General features: G+C 63.4%; 15 protein-coding genes. 6 read left to right on the top strand and 9 right to left on the bottom strand.

Annotated features, from left to right (window positions below):
- The first annotated feature begins 25 nt into the window (after positions 1 to 25).
- Together rplQ and VC212_RS07930 are read left to right on the top strand one after the other, a co-directional pair.
- Positions 26 to 409: a 50S ribosomal protein L17 gene (gene rplQ, locus VC212_RS07935; protein ID WP_003486665.1), complete on the top strand. Its 384-nt coding sequence runs from the start codon at positions 26 to 28 to the stop codon at positions 407 to 409.
- Positions 410 to 1082: 673 nt separating this feature from the next.
- Positions 1083 to 1601 carry a disulfide bond formation protein B gene (locus VC212_RS07930; protein WP_323515134.1) on the top strand — a complete coding sequence of 173 codons (519 nt, stop codon included), beginning with the start codon at positions 1083 to 1085 and terminating at the stop codon, positions 1599 to 1601.
- Positions 1602 to 2047: 446 nt separating this feature from the next.
- On the opposite strand, the gene VC212_RS07925 is transcribed toward VC212_RS07930, so the two are convergent.
- Positions 2048 to 4171 carry a TonB-dependent receptor gene (locus VC212_RS07925; protein ID WP_323515133.1) on the bottom strand — a complete coding sequence of 708 codons (2124 nt, stop codon included), beginning with the start codon at positions 4169 to 4171 and terminating at the stop codon, positions 2048 to 2050.
- Positions 4172 to 4416: 245 nt separating this feature from the next.
- Here VC212_RS07925 and VC212_RS07920 point away from each other — a divergent pair, with 245 nt between their 5' ends.
- Together VC212_RS07920 and VC212_RS07915 are read left to right on the top strand one after the other, a co-directional pair.
- Positions 4417 to 5814 (top strand): 3-deoxy-7-phosphoheptulonate synthase class II, encoded by a 1398-nt coding sequence (locus VC212_RS07920; RefSeq protein ID WP_115512407.1) that lies wholly within the window; start codon positions 4417 to 4419, stop codon positions 5812 to 5814.
- Between the two features lie 85 nt (positions 5815 to 5899).
- Entirely contained in the window at positions 5900 to 7027 is a 1128-nt protein-coding gene (locus tag VC212_RS07915) for a mechanosensitive ion channel domain-containing protein (protein ID WP_115512406.1), read from the top strand.
- Positions 7028 to 7118: 91 nt separating this feature from the next.
- Here VC212_RS07915 and VC212_RS07910 read toward each other — a convergent pair whose 3' ends face one another.
- The 3 genes from VC212_RS07910 to typA form a co-directional block, all read right to left on the bottom strand.
- The gene (locus VC212_RS07910) at positions 7119 to 8732 is read right to left on the bottom strand and encodes an amidase (RefSeq protein WP_323515195.1); all 1614 of its coding nucleotides are present in this window, start codon (positions 8730 to 8732) and stop codon (positions 7119 to 7121) included.
- Between the two features lie 105 nt (positions 8733 to 8837).
- Complete coding sequence (locus VC212_RS07905) at positions 8838 to 9308, bottom strand: DUF2127 domain-containing protein (RefSeq protein ID WP_055846090.1); 471 nt, start codon at positions 9306 to 9308, stop codon at positions 8838 to 8840.
- Between the two features lie 21 nt (positions 9309 to 9329).
- On the bottom strand, positions 9330 to 11159 hold the full coding sequence (gene typA, locus VC212_RS07900; protein WP_055846087.1) for a translational GTPase TypA: 1830 nt from the start codon (positions 11157 to 11159) through the stop codon (positions 9330 to 9332).
- Between the two features lie 243 nt (positions 11160 to 11402).
- Between typA and VC212_RS07895 the strand changes: the two genes are divergently transcribed.
- Positions 11403 to 11897, top strand: coding sequence for a peptidylprolyl isomerase (locus VC212_RS07895; RefSeq protein WP_055846084.1), 495 nt, complete (start codon positions 11403 to 11405; stop codon positions 11895 to 11897).
- A 118-nt stretch (positions 11898 to 12015) separates the two neighbouring features.
- On the top strand, positions 12016 to 13002 hold the full coding sequence (locus VC212_RS07890; protein WP_323515132.1) for a malate dehydrogenase: 987 nt from the start codon (positions 12016 to 12018) through the stop codon (positions 13000 to 13002).
- A 216-nt stretch (positions 13003 to 13218) separates the two neighbouring features.
- Here the strand turns inward: VC212_RS07890 and VC212_RS07885 are convergent, their stop codons facing one another.
- From VC212_RS07885 to VC212_RS07865, 5 genes are all read right to left on the bottom strand, one after another.
- A complete protein-coding gene (locus VC212_RS07885; protein ID WP_115527206.1) occupies positions 13219 to 13833 on the bottom strand; it encodes a glutathione binding-like protein in 615 nt (204 codons plus the stop codon).
- 526 nt (positions 13834 to 14359) lie between these two features.
- Positions 14360 to 14821 carry a cell wall hydrolase gene (locus tag VC212_RS07880; RefSeq protein ID WP_055846073.1) on the bottom strand — a complete coding sequence of 154 codons (462 nt, stop codon included), beginning with the start codon at positions 14819 to 14821 and terminating at the stop codon, positions 14360 to 14362.
- A gap of 974 nt (positions 14822 to 15795) precedes the next feature.
- Positions 15796 to 17076 carry an MFS transporter gene (locus VC212_RS07875; protein WP_323515130.1) on the bottom strand — a complete coding sequence of 427 codons (1281 nt, stop codon included), beginning with the start codon at positions 17074 to 17076 and terminating at the stop codon, positions 15796 to 15798.
- Between the two features lie 247 nt (positions 17077 to 17323).
- On the bottom strand, positions 17324 to 19363 hold the full coding sequence (locus VC212_RS07870) for an NADPH-dependent 2,4-dienoyl-CoA reductase (RefSeq protein ID WP_323515129.1): 2040 nt from the start codon (positions 19361 to 19363) through the stop codon (positions 17324 to 17326).
- Between the two features lie 270 nt (positions 19364 to 19633).
- Positions 19634 to 20656, bottom strand: a complete 1023-nt coding sequence (locus VC212_RS07865) for a zinc-binding alcohol dehydrogenase family protein (protein ID WP_323515128.1) — start codon at positions 20654 to 20656, stop codon at positions 19634 to 19636.
- Positions 20657 to 20937 lie beyond the last annotated feature (281 nt).

Below are 20937 nucleotides of genomic sequence, written 5' to 3'. Positions count from 1 at the left end.
CAACATTCCTTAGGAAATCACACTCATGCGTCACCAGAAATCCGGTCGTAAGTTCAACCGCACCAGCGCGCACCGCGAAGCCATGTTCCGCAACATGGCGGCTTCGCTGTTCAAGCACGAGCTGATCAAGACCACCTTGCCGAAGGCCAAGGAACTGCGTCGCGTCGCCGAGCCGCTGATCACCATCGGCAAGGTCGATGGCGTGGCCAATCGCCGTCTGGCGTTTGCTCGCCTGCGCGACAAGGAAGCCGTTGGCAAGCTGTTCGTCGAACTGGGCCCGCGTTACGCGACCCGTCCCGGCGGCTACCTGCGCATCCTGAAAGCCGGCTTCCGTGCCGGTGACAATGCGCCGATGGCGTATGTCGAGCTGGTCGACCGTCCGGTCGTGGCAGAAGAAGTGGCCGAGTAATCGGATCGCTTCACACAGATTCTCGAAAAAGCCCGGCTCACGCCGGGCTTTTTTATTGGGGCGTTTGGATTATCGATGGACGCGGCATGGGGTGCGCGGCTGGTTTGGTGCGCGTACGTGGCGCTGCGGTACTGCCTGCGTGGATTGAAGAATTTGCCAGTTCGTTCTGTCTGGGTTTGGAGGCAGAAATGCGAGTTTGGAGCCCGGGGAGGTCGGGGTGTGTGGGGGATAGGCGAGGCCGTAGTGGGGCGCTGGAGCGACGCGCCGCAGATCAAGTGAGAGCCACCGACGTCTTGGGCGGGGCGTGGGTCGACGGCTTGTTGTCGACATCCGTTGCACTCCAAAGGACCTAGTGGAGAGCGCAGAGATGGGGATGTGGCGGATTCCACGTGTAGCGCCTTCATCTGTGTCCGTGTCAGGCAGTTAGCGGTGATGTGGTCAATGTGCGTCACCTGTTCATGCCCGACCCCAATCACCATCCACGCCGAGCGATCTGGATGGCTCCACCATCTTTGGGTTCGCCTGAGTACTCTGCACCTAAGCGATAAGGCCGACATCACCACAGAGGTGTTGCAGCGCTTCGCAGCAGGCGCTCCGTCAGACGCATGCATCCGTGGTCACGGCGGCGGTCATGGCTGATAATCGACGCCTTGGTCCTAGGCAAGCGGTCACGATGAATCCATTCCGTTGGGGTTTCCGGGCACAGTTTCTGTTGGGGTTTGTTGCTTGCGCAGGACTGCTGGCCTACGCGATCTATGTGCAATTGCACCTGGGGCTCGAGCCGTGCCCGCTGTGTATTTTTCAGCGGATCGCGTTTGCGGCGCTGGCAGTATTTTTCCTGCTGGGTGCGCTGCATGGGCCGCGTGCTGGCGGTGGGCGCAAGGTGTATGGCGTGCTGAGTTTCATCGCCGCCGGTGTGGGTATGGGTATCGCGGCACGGCACGTCTGGGTGCAGATCCGGCCCAAGGACATGATGTCGTCGTGCGGCCCGCCGCTGAGCTTTCTGAGCGAGACGATGGGGCCGTTTGAAGTGTTCCGCACCGTGCTGACCGGCACCGGGGATTGCGGCAACATCGACTGGCGGTTTCTGGGCCTGAGCATGCCGATGTGGAGCATGGTCTGGTTCGTGTCGCTGGCCTTGTGGGCGCTGTACGCCGGCTTCAAAGCACGCCGGACGTCTGTGCATCACTGACGGACGTTGATCGCCGGCGATCAACTGCTCCGATGACCGGGGCAGTAGGACCGCTGCGCGAAATCGCGTTCTGTAAGCAGTCCGCTTCAGTGCGCTGCGCGCTCACTCTCCGCTTGCTGGCCGTTACTCGTCGCGTGAGCCTGTGCCGTGGGTTGCGCATAGGTGATGCGGCTGGTTTGGTTGAGCATGTCGCTTCCGTGAGGTCGGCCGATTGCGTCAGCGATGGCACCGGCACGCGCTGGTTGGCGCCTGGGCAAGGCGTTACGTTGATGGACGTTACGACGCGCCGAAGCGCTGAGCTTGAGCCAGCAACATGGCAGGTACAGGCGTTTGACCACTCAGATCCAACGCCCTGATTTTCGTTGCGCCTGAAAAAGCAGAAGGACCCGGAATCGACCGGGTCCTTCTGCTGCGTTGCGCAGTTACCGGTGCGCCGCGTGTTGCGCTCAGAATGTCTGCTGCAGACTTAGATAAACACCACGGCGCGGCGCCCATTGCGGCGCGAACACGCCGATGCCGCCGCCATCGCGTAGCTGGTAGCTGCGATCGAGCACGTTGAGGACGGCCAGCTGCGCGTGCAGCGGATGCGCGGTAAGCGCGAAATCGTGCCCTGCACTGAGATTCAACTGGAAGTACGAGGGCAGTTCGCCGCCATTGGGCACGGTGTCGGTATCGGTACGCAGGCCGCTGCCATAGAGGTAATTCGCACCGATCCGGCTGCTGTCGCTGATGGCGTAGTTGATGCCGCCGGAGGAGGTCAGCTTCTGGTCGTGGTCCAGATGGATCCAGTTGTTTTGCGCGTACGCCAATGCGTCCGGGTCGAAGTTGTACAGGCTGGTCAGGACCTGTTTGCCCATCGCTTTGCTGTAGGCCAGATTGAAATACGCGGTGACCGGGCCATTGCTGTAGTCAGCGCTGAACTCCGCGCCACGGATGCGGCCGTTGCGGTAGTTGAAGGTGGAATAGACATAAGCGGCGCCGAACTGGCCTTCATCCTGCAACCGGTCGGCTTTGCGGTAGTAAGTATCCAGGCCCAAGGTCAGGTGATCGCTCACCACTTGCGAGATGCCGAGGTCGTAGTAATCACTGCGTTCGCTGAGCGGCGTGGTCGGTCCGCCGCCGGTGGACTGCTGGTTGGTGGTGCCGTCGTACAGCGCGATATCGCTGGTAGAGATCAGCTCGCTGGCAGGCGGCGTGAAGTAGCGCGCGTAGCCGGCATGCACGGTGGTGCTGTCGCTTGCTGTCCAGACCACGCCCAGGCGCGGGCTGAGCTGGCCCTCGCTTGCCCCGAAGGCCTTGTAACGGTCGCCACGCACGCCGTAGTTGACGGTCCAGTCTTCGCCGATCTTCCATTCGTCCTGCAGATACAGCGCGTACGTGCTGGCGTGGAAGCGGCTGCCATCGGCAATGAACACCGGCGCGTTGCTGCTCTGGTTGCCGTCGGCATCGGCCGGGAAAACAAAGGAGTTATTGCTGGCGATGGCATGTTCAAAGTTGCCGTACAGGCCATAGCGCAGCGTGTGTGCAGTGCCCCAGGGCGTGGAGAAATCCGCCTGCACGGTGTTGGCGCGATTGCTGCGGTCCACTTGCGAGGCGATGCCGTTGAAGATCAGATCGCCAGCCACATCGGGCGAGAAGGCGACGCTGCTGTAACGCTGGCCAGCCGACAGCTGATAGCTGGTGTCGCCGAGCGTGCCCTGCAGTGCCAAGGTGCCAAAACGGGTGGTTTCGCGCTGGTTTTCGTCCAGACGCGAGGAATCGAAATCGGTGGTGCCAAGGTAATCGAAGGCCGGAGTCTGGCCGGGATTATTGGGAATCTGAAAGCGATTGTTGGCATAGCCCACCAACAGGCTGAGACGGGTGTTTTCGTCGATCAGATAGCTCAGATCGGCAAAGCCTTTGCCCTGATGGGTCTTGTCGTGTTCGGGCGAGCGGCTGTCGACCGGGTTTTCCAGCCCGTGGCTGTTCTGTTCGTAGTCGCCGGTCACGAACCAGCTCCAGCGCCCACTGCTGCCCCACAGCGAGGCGTTCGGATTGACGGTGTCGTAGGAGCCGCCGGTGATGCCGACGCTGCCGCCATTGCCCAGCTCGGCGCCGTTCTTGGTGGTGATGTCCACAACTGCGGCGGTGCGGTCGCCGAACTGCGCGGGCAAGGCGCCATCGAGCAGTTTGAGGTTCTTGATGATGCGCGGCTCCAGGCTCTGGCCGAAGCCGGAGATGGATTCGGGCAGCATCACGCCATTGATGCGGTACTGCAGATTGGCGTGATCGCCGCGCACGTGAATGCCGCCGTACGAATCCTGTACCACGCCCGGCGCTTGCAGCAGCACCTGGTTGAGCGGTGTGGAGGCGCCGAGTGGAAGGCGGTCGATGTCTTCGGCAGTGACGGTGTACTGGCTGCTGCCGATATCCGGGGACAAGGCGTTGCGCGCCGCCTCGAGCTTGGCGATGACGTTGACGGTGTCCAAATCGGTGGTTTGGTCGGCAACGGCATCTGCGGCGATTGCGGTACCGGCACAGGAAGACAGCAGGATGGAAACGATGGCGGCTGGGAGGCGGCGAGGGGTCATGGCGGTCGCAGGACGGCTAGGGAGGAGGGTGTTACCTCGTAACATTCTGCTTACGGGCGGGCGCTAGCGTAGGCCGAAAGTCATGCCTGGGCCGATGGCTTTGCTTGCGGTTCAGTCGCTCGCGACCGCTTGGCAGGCGTTGCCGCGCCAACAGTGCTTTCGTCCCTGGGCGGCATCGGTGCAGAGCGCTTTGCGGGACGCGCCGGCTCTGCCACCATCGCAGGCTGTCCAGGAGTGCTGTTGCCATGAATCTTTCCGCCCCTTCTCCCGTTTCCGATTCCGCTGCCTCCGTGTGGGCGCCCGGTAGCTGGCGTGGCAAACCCGCGCTGCAGCTGCCGGTGTATCCGGATCAAGCCGCACTGCAGAGCGCCATGGACGAGTTGGGGCAGTTGCCACCGTTGGTGACCTCCTGGGAGATCTTCGCGCTCAAACGCCAGCTGGCAGAAGCGCAGGAGGGCAAGCGCTTCCTGCTGCAGGGCGGCGATTGCGCGGAGAACTTCAGCGATTGCGAGTCGGGCACGATCTCCAATCGGCTGAAAGTGCTGCTGCAAATGAGCCTGGTGCTGGTGCATGGCCTGCACCTGCCGGTGGTGCGGGTAGGGCGCTTTGCCGGGCAGTACGCCAAGCCGCGATCGGCCGATACCGAAACGCGCGATGGCGTGACCTTGCCCAGCTACCGCGGCGATGTGATCAATGCGCCGGCCTTCACCGAGGCGGCGCGTGTGCCTGACCCGCGCCGCATGATCACCGCGCACTCGCGTTCGGCGATGACGATGAACTTCGTGCGCGCGTTGATCGATGGCGGCTTTGCCGACCTGCATCACCCCGAATACTGGAATCTGGATTGGGTGGGCTATTCGCCGCTGGCGGCGGACTACCAGAAGATGGTTGCGTCGATCGGCGATGCAGTGCGCTTCATGGAAACCCTGTCCGGATCGGAGGTGTACAACCTCAATCGCATCGATTTCTATACGTCTCACGAAGCATTGTTGCTGCCGTACGAAGAAGGCCTGACCCGGCAGGTGCCGCGTCAGTGGGGCTGGTTCAACCTCAGCACGCATTACCCGTGGATCGGCATGCGTACCGCGGCGCTGGATGGCGCGCATGTGGAGTATCTGCGTGGCGTGCGCAATCCGATCGCGATCAAGGTGGGACCGTCGGTGCAGCCGGACCAGTTGCTGCGCCTGATCGATGTGCTCAATCCGGAAGACGAACCTGGCCGCCTGAGCTTCATCCATCGCATGGGTGCCACGCAGATTGCCGAGAAACTGCCGCCGTTGCTGGATGCGGTCAAGCGCGATGGCCGACGCGTGCTATGGGTCTGCGATGCGATGCATGGCAACACCGAAAGCACCGGAAATGGCTATAAAACAAGGCGTTTCGACAATATTCGCAGCGAAGTGGAAACCTCTTTCGATCTGCATGCGGCGGCCGGCACCCGGCTGGGTGGCGTGCATCTGGAACTCACCGGCGAAGATGTCACCGAATGCACTGGCGGTGCGCGCGAGTTGACCGAGCGCGATCTGGAGCGTGCGTATCGCTCCAGCGTGGACCCGCGCTTGAACTATGAGCAGTCGCTGGAAATCGCGATGGCGATCGTGCGCAAGCAGCAACAGGTGGCATCGCAGCCGCTGGGCGCATGAAGTCACTGTGCGTATGACGTGATGCTCATGCCGCATGCGGCATGCTCTTGCAGCCATCCCTCTTTCCCCCCACAGGAGGAACGGTTTGACTGCCGATTGGAACGTCATCCGCGAATACGCAATCCCGCTGGGCGCCGCGCTGCTGGCGGGCGTCGTTACCTGGTCGCTGATGCTGTGGCTGTTTCGCCGCATGCAGGGCCGCGATTACCGCCGCGCACGCATCATTCGCGTGGTCACGCTGCCGGCGGCCTTTATTCTGCCGCTGCTGTTTCTGGGTATCGCCACCGAGGCCACGCCGTTATCCGGCAAAGCGCTGGCAGCGGTGCAGCACCTGTTGCATGTCGGCATTGTCGGCTGCGTCACCTGGTTGTTGGTGCGTGCGGTCGCCGCCGGCGAAATGGCGATCCTGCGCAGCAATCCGATCGAGGTGTCGGACAATCTCACCGCGCGGCGTATCCAGACCCAGACACGGGTCTTGAGTCGCGTGGTGATGGGCACGGTGATCCTGCTCGGTATCTCGGTGGTGCTGCTCGGTTTTGAGCAGGTGCGCCAGATCGGCAAGACGTTGCTGGCGTCGGCGGGGATCATCGGGCTGGTGGCCGGTATTGCGGCCAAGCCGGTGTTCGGCAACCTGATCGCCGGCTTGCAGATTGCGCTGACCCAGCCGATCCGCCTGGACGACGTGGTGATCGTGGAAGGCGAATGGGGCCGTATCGAAGAGATCGGTAGTTCGTACGTGGTGGTGCGGATCTGGGACGAACGGCGCATGGTGGTGCCGTTGACCTGGTTCATCGAAAACCCGTTTCAGAACTGGACGCGCGCCAGTGCGGACCTGCTCGGTACCGCGTTCCTGTGGCTGGATTACCGCACGCCGATTGCGGCAGTGCGCGCGGAACTGGAGCGCATCTGCCACAGCGAGCCGCTATGGGATGGGCGCGTCTGCGTCACCCAGATCACCGACACCAGCGACAACACCATCCAGGTGCGTTTGCTGGTGAGCGCGCGCAACTCCGGCGATGCGTTCGATCTGCGTTGTCTGGTGCGCGAACGCATGATCGATTTTCTGACCCGCGAGCACGCCTACGCGTTGCCCAGAATCCGCGCCGAAATTGCAACGCAGGAAAAGCCGTCATCAGGCGCGAAGGAGCCGATCGCACCGGACAGCGTGCGTTCGCCAGGTGCAGAAGACGGCGAGCCTGCGGCTTCGATCTAGCTGTGCCTGCCGACAGGCTGTGCCAGGTTCGGTTGTGCGGCGTGCGGCATGCGCATCAATCGATGACCAGTGCTGCTTTGCAGATTCTCAGTCAGTCGGGCGCCTTCGGCTGCGGTGCGGCCGGTGTCGCCGGCGGTGCGCTGGGCGCGTAGCTGGGCGCAAATCGCGCGTGGCTGCGTTGCTCATAGGCGTAGGCCAGTTCGATCAGGCGCGGCTCGCTCCAGGCGGTGCCCATGAACAGCAATCCGAGCGGCAGACCCTGGGTCTGCCCCATCGGCACGCTCAGGCTGGGATACCCGGCCACTGCCGCGGCGCCGTAGCCGGCGCCGGGAAAGGTGTCGCCCTTGCCGAGCGTGGTGACCCAGGCAGCGCCGGTGGTCGGCACGATCAGTGCGTCCAGGCGGTCGGCTTTCAGGGCTGCGTCGATGCCTTGCTCGCCAGCGAGCCGCCTGGCGCTGGCGCGCGCACTCAGATAGCCCGGGTCCTCCAGGCCGGGCGCAGCCTGCGCCTGCTCGAACAATTCCTGTCCGAAGTAGGGCATTTCGCGCTGCGCATTGGCGCGATTGAAGGCGATCAGTGCGTCCAGATCTTTGATCGGCGCAGCGTGGCTGCGCAGATAGGCATTCAAACCGGCCTTGAATTCGACCAGTAAGACCGTCTGCTCAGCAGCATCCCACTTGCCATCCGTGACCAGGGCGGTCTCAACTACCGTGGCGCCGGCCGCGCGCAAGGTCTGTACGGCGCGATCCAATGCGGCGGCGATCGCGGGATCCTCGCGCAGTGGGTTGCGCAGCAGACCCAAACGCGCGCCGCGCAGGCCATCGGGTTTGAGGTGGGCGAGATAGTTTGGTGTGGACGACGGCGCATGGCGCGTGGCCGGGTCCTGCGGATCGGGCGCGGCGATCGCCTGCAGCAGCGCGGCGGCGTCGGCGACGCTGCGGGTCATCGGGCCGGCGGTGTCCTGGCTGGCCGAGATCGGAATGATGCCGTCGCGGCTGACCAGGCCGACGGTGGGTTTGAGCCCGACCAGGCCATTGACCGCAGCCGGGCAGGTGATGCTGCCGTCGGTTTCGGTGCCGATGCCTACCGTGGCCAGACTGGCGGCGATCGCCGCGCCGGTGCCGGCGCTGGAACCGCACGGATTGCGATCCAGCGCATAGGGATTGCGGGTCAGCCCGCCGCGGGCGCTCCAGCCGGAGCTGGATTGGGTGGAACGGAAGTTGGCCCATTCGCTCAGGTTGGTCTTGCCCAGGATCACCGCACCGGCCGCGCGCAAGCGCTGCACCAGAAACGCATCGCGGTTGGGGCGAAACTCGGCCAGTGCCAGCGAGCCGGCACTGTTGACCATCGGCAGCGCGTCGATGTTGTCCTTGAGCAGCACCGGGATGCCATGCAGCGGTCCGCGCACGCGGCCGGCGGCGCGTTCTGCGTCCAGGGTGCGGGCATCCGTTTCGGCCTGCGCATTGCGCTCGATCACGGCGTTGAGCGTGGGGCCGGCGCGGTCGATGGTGTCGATGCGCTGCAGATAGGCGCGCGTCAGTGCCAGGCTGGTGGTGTCGCCACGGGCCATGCGCGCTTGCAGGCCGGCGACGTCGGCATCGATCAGGTCGAGCGGTTTGGCAGCCGAAGCGGCGTCGGTTGCCGGACGCATCGTGTCATCGGCATGCGCACAGCCGCACAACGCCAGCAGCAGCGCAAAAGACAGGGTGGTGGAGCGCATGGGCGGTTTTCCGCGGGGGACCTTCCGCAGGCTAACGTCGCTGCGTCGGGGTGACAACGTGATCGCGCGCCCGTGGACGGGCAGGCAGGGTCAGCGACGTCGGCGCTTGACCAGATCGCGTGCCAGTACGCCGACCACGATCAGGTTGATCGCCAGCACGGCCCAAGCGGTCCAGCCAGGATGGCGGACGATGGCGTAGATATCGAAGGGCAGATAGATGGCCGCCGACAAGCAGCCCAGTACCGAGGCCCAGGCCTTGGCACGCCACAGACCCCAGGCTTCCACCACATGCAGCAGGCCGTAGGCCAGCATTGCGGCGGCCGCCAGATGCACCGCATCGGGGCTGATGGTCTTGAGTAACGACGGCAATGCGCCGTGGTCCGGATCCAGATTGAAGCGGCGAATCAGCGTACTGACCGCATGTTGCAGCGGGAGCGGGCCCAGAATTTCCAGGCCCGTCGCCGCCAATAGCGCAAGCCCACCCTTGACCGCCTCTAGCAAGGCGATCGCGTGGAGGCCCGGATGCGCGCGCGGATCCGGGCTATAAGGCTTGTTACTCACGACTGTGGCTTAGTCAGTAACTCAGCCCGAACGGCCAGAGCGCTTACGGTCGCTTTCGGTCAAACCCTTCTTACGCAGACGGATTTCCTTCGGGGTGACTTCGACCAGCTCGTCGTCCTCGATGAAGTCCAGTGCCTGCTCCAGCGTGTACTTGATCGCCGGGGTCAGCTTGATCGCATCGTCCTTGCCCGAAGCACGCATGTTGGTCAGCGGCTTGGTCTTGATCGCGTTGACGGTCAGATCGTTGTCCTTGGAGTGGATACCGATCAGCTGACCTTCGTACACGTTGTCGCCTTCAGCGGCGAACAGACGGCCACGCTCTTCCAACGGCCCCAGCGCATAGGCCGGAGTGGCGCCCGGTGCGTTGGCAATCATCACGCCGTTCTGGCGCTTGGCGATGGCGCCCTGTTCCTTCGGGCCGTAATGGTCGAACACGTGGAACAGCAAGCCCGAGCCCTGGGTCAGGGTGCGGAACTCGTTCTGGAAGCCGATCAAGCCACGCGCCGGGATCATGTAATCCAGACGCACGCGGCCCTTGCCGTCCGATTCCATGTTCTTCAGCTGGCCCTTGCGGCTGCCCAGCTTTTCCATCACGCCGCCCTGGTGCTGTTCTTCGATGTCCACCACGAGCTGTTCGATCGGCTCCATCTGCTTGCCGTCGATCTCCTTGATGATCACTTCCGGACGCGACACGGCCAGTTCGTAGCCTTCACGACGCATGTTTTCGATCAGCACCGACAGATGCAGTTCGCCACGGCCGGAGACCAGGAACTTGTCGGCGTCGGAACCTTCCTCGACCTTCAGTGCCACGTTGTGCACCTGCTCGCGGTCCAGACGATCGCGCAACTGGCGGCTGGTCAGGAACTTGCCACCGGACAGGTCCTTGTTGCCGGCGAACGGCGAGTTGTTGACCTGGAAGGTCATCGAGATGGTCGGCTCGTCCACGGTCAGCGGCGGCAGGCCTTCCGGGGCGTCGAGCGCACACACGGTGTCGGAGATCGTCAGCTCGGCCACGCCGGAGATGGCGACGATGTCGCCGGCCTCGGCGGTGTCCTGCTCGATGCGCTCCAGGCCGAGGAAGCCCAATACCTGCAGCACCTTGCCCTGACGCTTCTTGCCTTCGCGGTCGATCACGCTGACCGGCATGTTCTTCTTCAACACGCCGCGCTGGATGCGGCCGATGCCGATCACACCGACGAAATTGTTGTAATCCAGCTGGCTGATGCGCATCTGGAACGGGCCGTCCGGATCAACGTCCGGTGCCGACACGTGCTGCATGATCGCTTCGTACAGCGGGGTCATGTCGCCGTCGCGCACGTCCGAATCCAGGCTGGCGTAGCCGTTCAATGCGGAGGTGTAGACGATCGGGAAGTCCAGTTGCTCGTCGGTTGCGCCGAGCTTGTCGAACAGGTCGAACACCTGGTCGATCACCCAGTCCGGACGTGCGCCGGGACGGTCGATCTTGTTGACCACCACGATCGGCTTGAAGCCCATCGCAAAGGCCTTCTGGGTCACGAAGCGCGTCTGCGGCATCGGGCCGTCCATCGCGTCAACCAGGATCAGCACCGAGTCCACCATCGACAGCACGCGCTCGACTTCGCCACCGAAGTCGGCGTGTCCCGGGGTGTCGACGATGTTGATGCGGTTGCCCTGCCAGGTGATGGCCGTGTTCTTGGCCAGGATCGTGATGCCACGTTCCTTTTCCTGATCGTTGCTGTCCATCACACGCTCAGCCAAGACGGTGCGTTCGGACAGGGTGCCGGACTGCTTCAGCAGGCAGTCGACGAGGGTGGTCTTGCCATGGTCGACGTGCGCGACGATGGCGATATTGCGGAGTTTTTCAATGGACATGCGGAAAGGGCCCCTGTCTGGCGCCAGTCTTGAGATGAGGTAAGCCGAATATTATAGCGGTTTCGTTGCGCTGCCGTTGCGGATTAGCTGAAGGCAATTCAGATCCCCCATTCAGGCAGCGTGACGGCGGGCGGATCCAGGCCCGGCGACAGCCTTGGACCATGGTCGTAACTGCGCGGTCGTCCACGCGCCCGGGTGTATCCTAATGGGCTGTTGATCACCCCAGAACCTGCAAGGATTTCCATGTCCCTGATCGCCACTTTCGACACGTCCCGCGGCCCGATCGTTGTTGAGCTGTACCCGGAGAAGGCACCGCTCACCGTCGCCAACTTCGTCAACCTGGCCAAGCGCGGCTTCTACAACGGCCTGAGCTTCCACCGCGTCATCGCCGACTTCATGGTCCAGGGCGGTTGCCCGGAAGGTTCCGGCCGCGGCGGCCCGGGCTATCGCTTCGAAGACGAAACCAACAATGGCGTCGGCCACGAGCGCGGCGTGCTGTCCATGGCCAATGCTGGCCCGAACACCAATGGCAGCCAGTTTTTCATCACCCACACCGCCACCCCGTGGCTGGACGGCAAGCACACCGTGTTCGGCAAGGTCACACAGGGCCTGGACGTGGTGGATAGCGTTGCCCAGGGCGACACCATCAACACGCTCACCATCGAAGGCGACACCGACGCCGTGCTGGCCGCCAAGGCCGACCGCGTTGCGGAGTGGAACAAGATCCTCGCCGCCTGATCGCACCCCATCGAACGGCCGCCATGTGCGGCCGTTTGCTTGTCAAAGCGCGCCGCCAGGCCTTGCGCCACGCCAGCGCGCGACCCCCACCAACGCTTTTTAGCAGAGGAAACACCCCATGAAAGCACCTGTTCGTGTTGCTGTGACCGGCGCTGCCGGCCAGATCGGCTACGCCCTGCTGTTCCGTATCGCTTCGGGCGAAATGCTGGGCAAGGATCAGCCGGTGATCCTGCAATTGCTGGAACTGTCCAACGAGAAGGCCCAGGCCGCGCTCAAGGGCGTGATGATGGAGCTGGAAGACTGCGCGTTCCCGCTGCTGGCCGGCATGGTCGGCACCGACGACGCCGAAGTGGCGTTCAAGGACATCGACGTGGCCCTGCTGGTCGGCGCGCGTCCGCGCGGCCCGGGCATGGAGCGCAAGGACCTGCTGCTGGAGAACGCCAAGATCTTCACCGCGCAGGGCGCGGCGTTGAACAAGGTGGCCAAGCGTGACGTCAAGGTGCTGGTGGTCGGTAACCCGGCCAACACCAATGCCTACATCGCGATGAAGTCGGCGCCGGATCTGAACCCGAAGAACTTCACCGCCATGCTGCGTCTGGACCACAACCGCGCCCTGAGCCAGCTCTCGCTCAAGCTTGGCAAGCCGGTCGGCGGCATCGAAAAGCTGGTGGTGTGGGGCAACCACAGCCCGACCATGTACCCGGACTACCGTTTCGCCACCTCCGATGGCGCGTCCATCAATGATGCGATCAACGACCAGGAATGGAATGCGTCTACCTTCATCCCGACCGTGGGCAAGCGCGGTGCGGCGATCATCGAAGCGCGCGGCCTATCCTCGGCCGCATCGGCTGCCAATGCCGCCATCGATCACGTGCGTGATTGGGTGCTGGGCAGCAACGGCAAGTGGGTCACCATGGGCGTGCCGTCCGACGGCTCCTATGGGATTCCGGAAGGCGTGATCTTTGGCTTCCCGGTGATCACCGAAAACGGCCAGTACACCCTGGTCAAGGATCTGCCGGTCGACGACTTCAGCCAGAAGTACATCGACAAGACCCTGGCCGAGCTGGAAGAAGAGCGCAGCGGCGTGTCGCACCTGCTGGGCTGAGGTTTGCAGCTGTAGTTGCTACAAGCTGTATTTGCTACAAGAACGCCGGGCATTGCCCGGCGTTTTTTTGTCTGCATGCAGGCGATGAACGTGCATGCGGAGTTCGATCTGCTGCGATGGTCTGCGGGCGACACAGCGCGATGATCTGCACGCGCTGCGATGGGCTGCCTTATCGTGTGACGTGGCATCACGTCACCCGTTACACCGCAGTGCCGATTACGACAGGCCTTCGGCGTTCAGGGCGGCCTGCACATCCGCATCGGCCTGCATGCGCTTGAAGAACGCATCCAGTGCGGTCAGGCCGCTGAGGTCCACGCCTGCCTTATTGGCCCAGCGCAAGGTCACGAATAGATAGGCATCGGCGCCGGTATGGCTGTCGCCGGCCAGCCACTCGCGGCCCTGCAGATGCGCATCGACGCGCGTGTAGAGCGCGCGCAACTTGTTGCGTGCATCGTCGTGACTGCGCGCGATCAATGCCTCGTCCTGCAGATACGCGGTGCTGCCGAAGATCGGCTTGAAGGTCGGATGCACATCGGCATTCGAAAAAGCGATCCAGCGATTGATTTCGGCGCGGCTACGCGCACTGCCGTCACCGCCCAGGCTGGTGAGCGGCGCAACATCGGCGATGTAATTCAGGATGGCCGCGTTCTGGGTCAACGCCCAATCATCGACCACCAGCAACGGCACGGCGCCTGCGGGATTGAGCTGCAGATACTCGGGCGACTTCATGGTGGCTGCATCGACCACGACCAGGTCGAACGGCAGCCCGGACCAACGCAGCACAATGTGGTCTGCAAGTGAACAGGCGCCGGGCTTGGTGTAGAGCTTCATGTGCATCCAGTGAGGACTAGGGGGTGCAAGCTTAGCCGGGTTGGGCGGCCAGCTGTGCTGCCATGGGATCAACGGCAACGCGATGTAAGGCTGGGCGTATTGCGACCTGTAGCGCGACGTGTAGCGCACTGCGCAATGTGGAAAAGCGTTTTCGTGCGAGACGACACGGCCGCGTGTACTGACGCTGTTGCCGCATCAATGGCGATCGCATCAGTGCTGCAATCGCGCACGTGCGGCGCGGCGGTTGTCATTGGCGAACAGCATCCGCTACGCGACGCAGTCGATCACATGGCCGGCGCCGATGTCGGGTGCTTGGTTGTCGCGGTCGCGCCACAAATGCTGCACGTCATCGGCGTCATCACGCGTAGCGATTTGCCGGCAGCGCACAAAGGGCGCTTGCGTGCATCGCGAGACACCGTGCATAGAGCTACGCACTGATCGGCTCGTGCGAAAACGCGGCGTTATCAGCCGAATGCGGTATCGCAACGGTGTGGACACGTTGCAACGCGATCAGCCCACGAGGTCGTTACGACGCAGTGCGCGGCCGCAACTTCTGCACGCGGTAGAAAGTGTGATCGCCGATGGTGGCAACCTGATACGCATTCCGCCAACTCGGGCTAGCAATCGCGCTCGCGGCAAAGTGGCTGGCGCCAGGCACGATCTCCTTGCGCTGACCCACAGGCAACGCCCAGTTACGTTCTGCGGCGAGTGCAACGCCCAATGCCTTGTTCCAGGCATCGTCGTTCTTCAACTGCGTGCCCGGCGCGACGATTGTCGGTGCGAACTGCTTGCGTGCAGTGACTACCTCGCACATCGAGTCGCCCCACAAACCGCTGTCCAGTCGACGCAACGCAACTTCCGCAACAGCCTGCTGGCCGCGCAAGGTCTGGTCGCGCGCTTCCAGATAAACGGTCGTGCTCAAACACAGCGAATCTGCAGCTGGCTGCGGCATCAACTGCGCCAGCCAGAATATCCAAATCATCTTCATACAACTCCTTGCTCCGTATGGGCCGGTTCGTAGAGCATCCAAAGTGGATGCACCAGTACGAAAGGCTTGGCGTCATGGGGAGGCGACCTGTCACGGGCCGCCCGGTCTTCGGTGAAAGAGAGATCTACCGAAGGTGCCCACCAAATGAGGTGGGTCAAAAAGTTGGCGCAAGGTAGGCGCCAATCACACAATCTTGGCTGAATGGGCGGGGTTGACGCGGGCTTGCCTCGGCTGTGTCTAGGTTGCGTCGGTAATGCCTCACGCATCGCACCATGCAATGCGCGTCGCATTCGCGCAGCGACAGGGGATCATGTGCATTGGTCGTGTTTTGACATTACGCAGATGGCACACCTGGATCGTTGGTGAGTTCTGCTTTTACGCTGGCTGCACGCGTTATCTGGAAACGAAAAAACAGTCATTAAATTCGGGTGTCGTTGAAGTGGACGCACACAAGCAGTCGCACGTTTTGTACGCGTCGGCGTCGCACATCCTGCGGCATTGGTGAGCGAGCAGTTGTCTGCCCATGTACGCATGAAGTGTCGTAGGCGATTGCAATACTGCGCTGCTGCATCGGTGTCGCAACGATCTCCACGACCCTCTCGTCGCAATCATCATTTACTCAACTGTAGTCGGATCTGCGCAGGGTCTTGCTGGATCGGCGGATATCCGAGATCGCCACATCGTATGGCGTGGTCGTCGCGGTCATGCGTCATCAGTGATCGATGTCCACGGTCCTATCTACGATCACGCGCATCGCTCAGAGGCGCATATTCGAGGTGGCGCAATGATTCGGACGATTGCGTGCCTTGATTGCGAACGTGGTGTTGGCCAATGCAGCGACTGGATCTGCATCGTGCTTCGGCCATATCGGCCAACACGACAGTGACGCGTGTGTGTTTGGTACAAACGACACGTTTTCGCGTGGTAATCGTCGAGGAAATGCGTAACGTGCAACTAGGTGTGCGCGGTCAAGTTTATAGCGGTGTCGGTGTTGTTTCTGCAGGCAATCGCCGTGCAAGCGAGAAGGCGCGGGTGCTCCAGGCCAGCAGCAGGCAGGCCAAGCCGCAGGCGATGGGACCGAGCGCCATCGACCATGCCAGGGACTCTTGAGGTGCATCGTGGTCGTTGTAGAGATGGAGCAGCAGCCCGACCACAGCACTGCCTAGCGCAAGCGCAATCTGTGCGACGGCGGTCAGCATGGCAAAGCGGCGAGCTTGGTGCGCCGGGTCGTAGTGCATGGAGAGTTCGGCATGACGCGCCCACACCCAGTGCCCCACGCTGCCCGCCGCCATGCCCACGCCAAGGGCCAGTGCTGCATCCGGCCAGACGCTGCGCGTTGTTTGCAATGCAAACAGCAGCCCGCAGCCGACCAACGCGATACCGCTATATCCCAGTCGCTGGCGCGCGCTGGTAGGCAGGCGCGCGGCCAGCGGTTGTACGACCACCGAGCCAATGGCGTAGCTGATCAGGAGCGCGCTACCCCAACGCTGCGAGATGACCAGCGTCTGCGCCAGATACGGCGCCAGTTTGGTAAACGTCGGCAAGGCCAGCGACAGCAACGCAATCACCACTATCGGCAACCGTGGATGGCTACGCGAGGATGCGATCGATCGATCGGCAGGTGGGCTACTAACGTGCTGCGTGTGCGTGTGCAGCGTCTGGCGCAGCCACCAGGACGAGGTCATTGCGATGGTGCTCACCGTGCCCACAACCGTCATTGCAGTCGCGGCCCCAGCATGGTGCCCTGTGTGCAACAGCAGCCCGATCGCTGCACTCATCAATAATGCGGCCAAGCCGCTGCCGATCAATCGCAGCGCACTCACGCCTTGCGCTCCGCGCCATGGCCAACGGCACAGTCCAAGCAACGTGTTCTGCGCGACGTCACCCATGGCGTAGGCCGCACGAAACGGCAGGCTGAGTAACAGCACGCAAGGCAGGCGTGCAGGTGGTGGCAATACCGGAACCAGAAACAACAACGACATCGTCACTGCCGCCAGCGACATGCCTCGCCATTGCACGCGCCCCGCCCATGCGAGGCTGACACCCGCACGCCAGCGGTGCGCAGCGAACACCCCCATGCCTGCACTGACGAGCAGCCCGGCTGCGACCGACAAGCCGGCAGCGGTTGCGCTCAGTTCCACGTATTCGGTCAAGGCGAAGATCAGCAACAACTCGCCGGTGTACCAGAGCAGGCTTTTGCCGAAGTGTGCAGCCGTGTACGCCAGCAACGTGTCCGTTGACAGGGGAGGGAGCAAGCGCGTTGTCGGTGACGTCCGCATCCGCCGCTTATAGCCCCGATCCAAGACAATAAGAAGAACGCTGCATGCCACGGCAGCGAGAAGGCGATGAGGGCGTTATTGCAGGCGAGGGTGGCAGCCGTTCCGCTGCAACGTCAACGCCGCTTTCCACTGGAGAAAGCGGCCTGCCGCTCGATTGCTATGCTCCGGGACGGTGCACCACAACCTTATCCCGGCCTTGTCTGGTGCGTCATCGGCTGACGTATTACAACGTCGCAGCGAGTCGGCTGGCCTGGTTGATCGCACGCTTGGCGTCCAGTTCGGCGGCCACGTCCGCGCCGCCGATCAGGTGCGGTTGCTGGCCATTGGCCTGCAGGGCGGCCAGCAGCTCGCGTCGCGGTTCCTGACCGGCACAGATCACCACGGTGCCGACATCGAGCAATTGCTCGGCGCCGTCCACGCGAATGCGCAGGCCGGCATCGTCCACGCCCAGATACTCCACGCCACCCAGCATCTTGACGCCCTTGGCCTTGAGCGTTGCTCGGTGGATCCAGCCGGTGGTCTTGCCCAGGCGGGCACCGGGGCGGCCGGAGCTGCGCTGCAGCAGCCAGACCTGACGGGTAGGGGGCTCGGGTTGCGGCTTGGCCAGCGCACCGCGCGCTTCGAAGGTCGGGTCCACGCCCCATTCGGCCATCCAGCGCTGCGGATCCAGCGCTGGCGACTCCCCGGCGTGCACCAGAAATTCGCCGACATCGAAGCCGATGCCACCCGCGCCGATGATCGCCACCTTGGGGGCGGCCACATGCCGACCCAGCACCACATCCAGGTAGTTCACCACCATCGGGTGATCGGCGCCGGGGAAGTCGACCTTGCGCGGCTCGATGCCGGTCGCCAGCACAACCTCGTCGAAGTCCTTGAGGTCTGCTGCCTGCACGTGCGTGTCCAGACGCAGCTGGACGCCAGTCGCTTCGATCCGGTGACGGAAATAGCGCAGCGTTTCGTTGAATTCTTCCTTGCCGGGGATACGCCTGGCGACATTGAACTGCCCGCCAATCTCGCTGCTCGCATCGAACAAGGTGACGCGATGCCCGCGCTCGGCCGCCACCGTCGCGCACGCCAGCCCCGCCGGTCCGGCGCCGACCACGGCAATGCGCTTGGGTGTCGTGGTGGGCGTATAGATCAGCTCGGTTTCGTGCACCGCGCGCGGGTTGACCAGGCAGGTAGCCAGTTTGTTTTCGAACACGTGATCCAGGCAGGCCTGGTTGCAGGCGATACACGTATTGATGGTGTGCGACTGCCCGGCGCGGGCCTTGTTGGTCCACTCCGGGTCGGCCAGCAGCGGGCGCGCCAGCGACACCATGTCCGCTGCGCCGTCGGACAGAATGCGTTCTGCCACTTCCGGCATGTTGATGCGGTTGCTCGCCACCACCGGAATGCGCAGGTGCGGTTTGAGCTTGGCGGTAACGCCGGCGAATGCGGCGCGTGGCACCGAGGTGGCGATGGTCGGTACGCGTGCTTCATGCCAACCGATGCCGGAGTTGATGATGGTCGCGCCGGCGGCTTCGATTGCCTGCGCCTGCGCCACGATCTCCTGCCACTGGTTGCCGTCTTCGACCAGGTCCACCAGCGACAACCGGTAGATGATGATGAAGTCCGGCCCGCAGGCTTCACGGATGCGACGCACGATCTCCACCGCAAACCGCATGCGCTTGGCTGCGTCGCCACCCCAGGCATCGGTGCGCTTGTTGGTTCGCGCGGCGGTGAACTCGTTGATCAGATAGCCTTCCGAGCCCATCACCTCGACACCGTCGTAGCCGGCCTCGCGCGCCAGCCGCGCGGCGCGCGCATACGCGGCAATCTGCCGGTCCACCGCCGCTGCCGACAACGCGCGCGGAGTGAACGGGTTGATCGGCGCCTGCAGCTTGGATGGCGCCACCGACAACGGGTGATACGCATAGCGCCCGGCGTGCAGCAACTGCATGCAGATCTTGGCGCCGTGTTCGTGCACCGCGCGGGTGACCTGGCGATGCGGGCGCACTTCCCAGGGCCACGACAGCTTGCCGCCGAACGGCTTGAGCCAACCCACCACGTTTGGCGAGAAGCCGCCGGTGACAATCAGGCCCACTCCGCCTGCGGCGCGTTCGGCGAAATAGGCGGCCAGCCTGGGGAAATCGCGCGCACGATCTTCCAGCCCGGTGTGCATCGAGCCCATCAGGACGCGATTGCGCAATTGGGTGAAACCCAGATCGAGTGGCGTGAACAGGTGCGGGAAGGAGGAGGCGGAAGGGCCGGTGGCGGGCGACATGATATGGATACGCTGGCGTACGGAGTGCGCACGATGCAGGCAAACGGGCGTGGCGGCAAGCCCTGGGTGCCGAATTCCGCTCTGCCGGCCGCGACGCAGCTGCAGGTTGGCCGACGTCACACCGTCCGCTAGGCCAAGACCTGCCTTGCGGAGCGTCTGCCCATGCGGCGGTGGCGCTCGATCACAGCGCTCGTGCAACCCGAAGGCGGGCGCGGGCGCCCTCGGGCTGCATTTCAGTGCCGTGCAAGCAGGCGGCGCGAGCCACCGCGGCTACCACCCGGCCAGCACCAGTTTGCCGATCGTGCTGCCGCCCTCCAGCCGCCGATGCGCTTCGCGCAGGTTGTCGGCATTGATCGGCGACAGCGTCTCGGTGTGCGTCGTGCGCAGCTCACCAGCATCGATCAGGCTCGCAGTACGGTTGAGGATGCGATGCTGCTCCACCATGTCGTCGGTGGCGTAGCGCGACCGCGCAAACATCAGCTCCCAATGGATGCCGATGCACTTGGATTTGTAGGGGTCGCCAATCATCAGCGGGCCGCGTGGCTCGACGATCAGACCGACATGCCCCTGCGGCGCCAGGATCTCGCCCAGCTGCTGCCAGTAGCGGTCGGTGTCGGCCAGATTCAGCGCTGCATCCACGTGCGGCAGACCTAACGCCTGCAACTGCGGCTGCAGCGGCTGGTGATGGTCGATCACCTGCTGCGCGCCCATCTGCCGCACCCATTCGATGCTCTCCGGGCGCGAGGCAGTGGCAATCACCGTGAAGCCGGCATGCCGCGCCAGCTGGATCGCGATCGACCCCACGCCGCCGGCACCGCCGATGATCAGCAGATGCCGGCCGCGATTGCGTGCGCCATCGAACGCGAACGGCATGCGTTGGAACAGAAGCTCCCACGCAGTCAGTGTGGTCAACGGCAGTGCGGCCGCCTGCGCAAAACTCAGTGAGGTGGGCTTGCACCCGGCAATGCGCGCATCCACCAGCTGATACTGCGCGTTGCTTCCCGGCCGGCCGATATCGCCGGCGTAGTACACCTCATCGCCCACGGCAAACGCGGTGACCTCCGGGCCCACTGCTTCAATCACGCCAGCCGCGTCGTATCCCAGGATTTTCGGCTCGGTCAGGGGCTGCGGCTTCGGCGCCCGCAGCTTGGTATCGACCGGATTCACGGAGATCGCTTCGACACGTACCAATAAGTCATACCCCGACGGCGCCGCAGGGACGGGGATGTCGATGTCAAGCAGCGATGCCGGATCGTCGATCGGCAAATAGCGGGTGAGGGCGACGGCTTTCATCGGGGCTCTCCTGATGGGAAGTTCAGGGTGCGTTGTGAAGCGAGTCAGCTGCAACTACCGGCCCCACAATTCAGCTCGCACGGGGCCTTGCGTTCACCAATGTGGTTTTTGACAGGGTCGTGGCCATTGAAAACCAGCAGCCTTGTAACCGTATCCAACAGGCTAGAGTCGGCTGCCGTTCAGATGGGGTGGCCGGTGAAAGTGAGTGCCCGGTCCTTTCCTTCATGAAACTGTATACGTAGTATTGCCTGGGGTTTGCAACCCTGGTGATTGCTTTCACA

Origin of the sequence: Xanthomonas sp. WHRI 8932A (genome assembly GCF_035012785.1) — a bacterium.
Lineage (GTDB): Bacteria > Pseudomonadota > Gammaproteobacteria > Xanthomonadales > Xanthomonadaceae > Xanthomonas.
The sequence above is the reverse complement of the archived record's forward strand: the minus strand, read 5'-3'. Positions and strand labels throughout refer to the sequence as shown.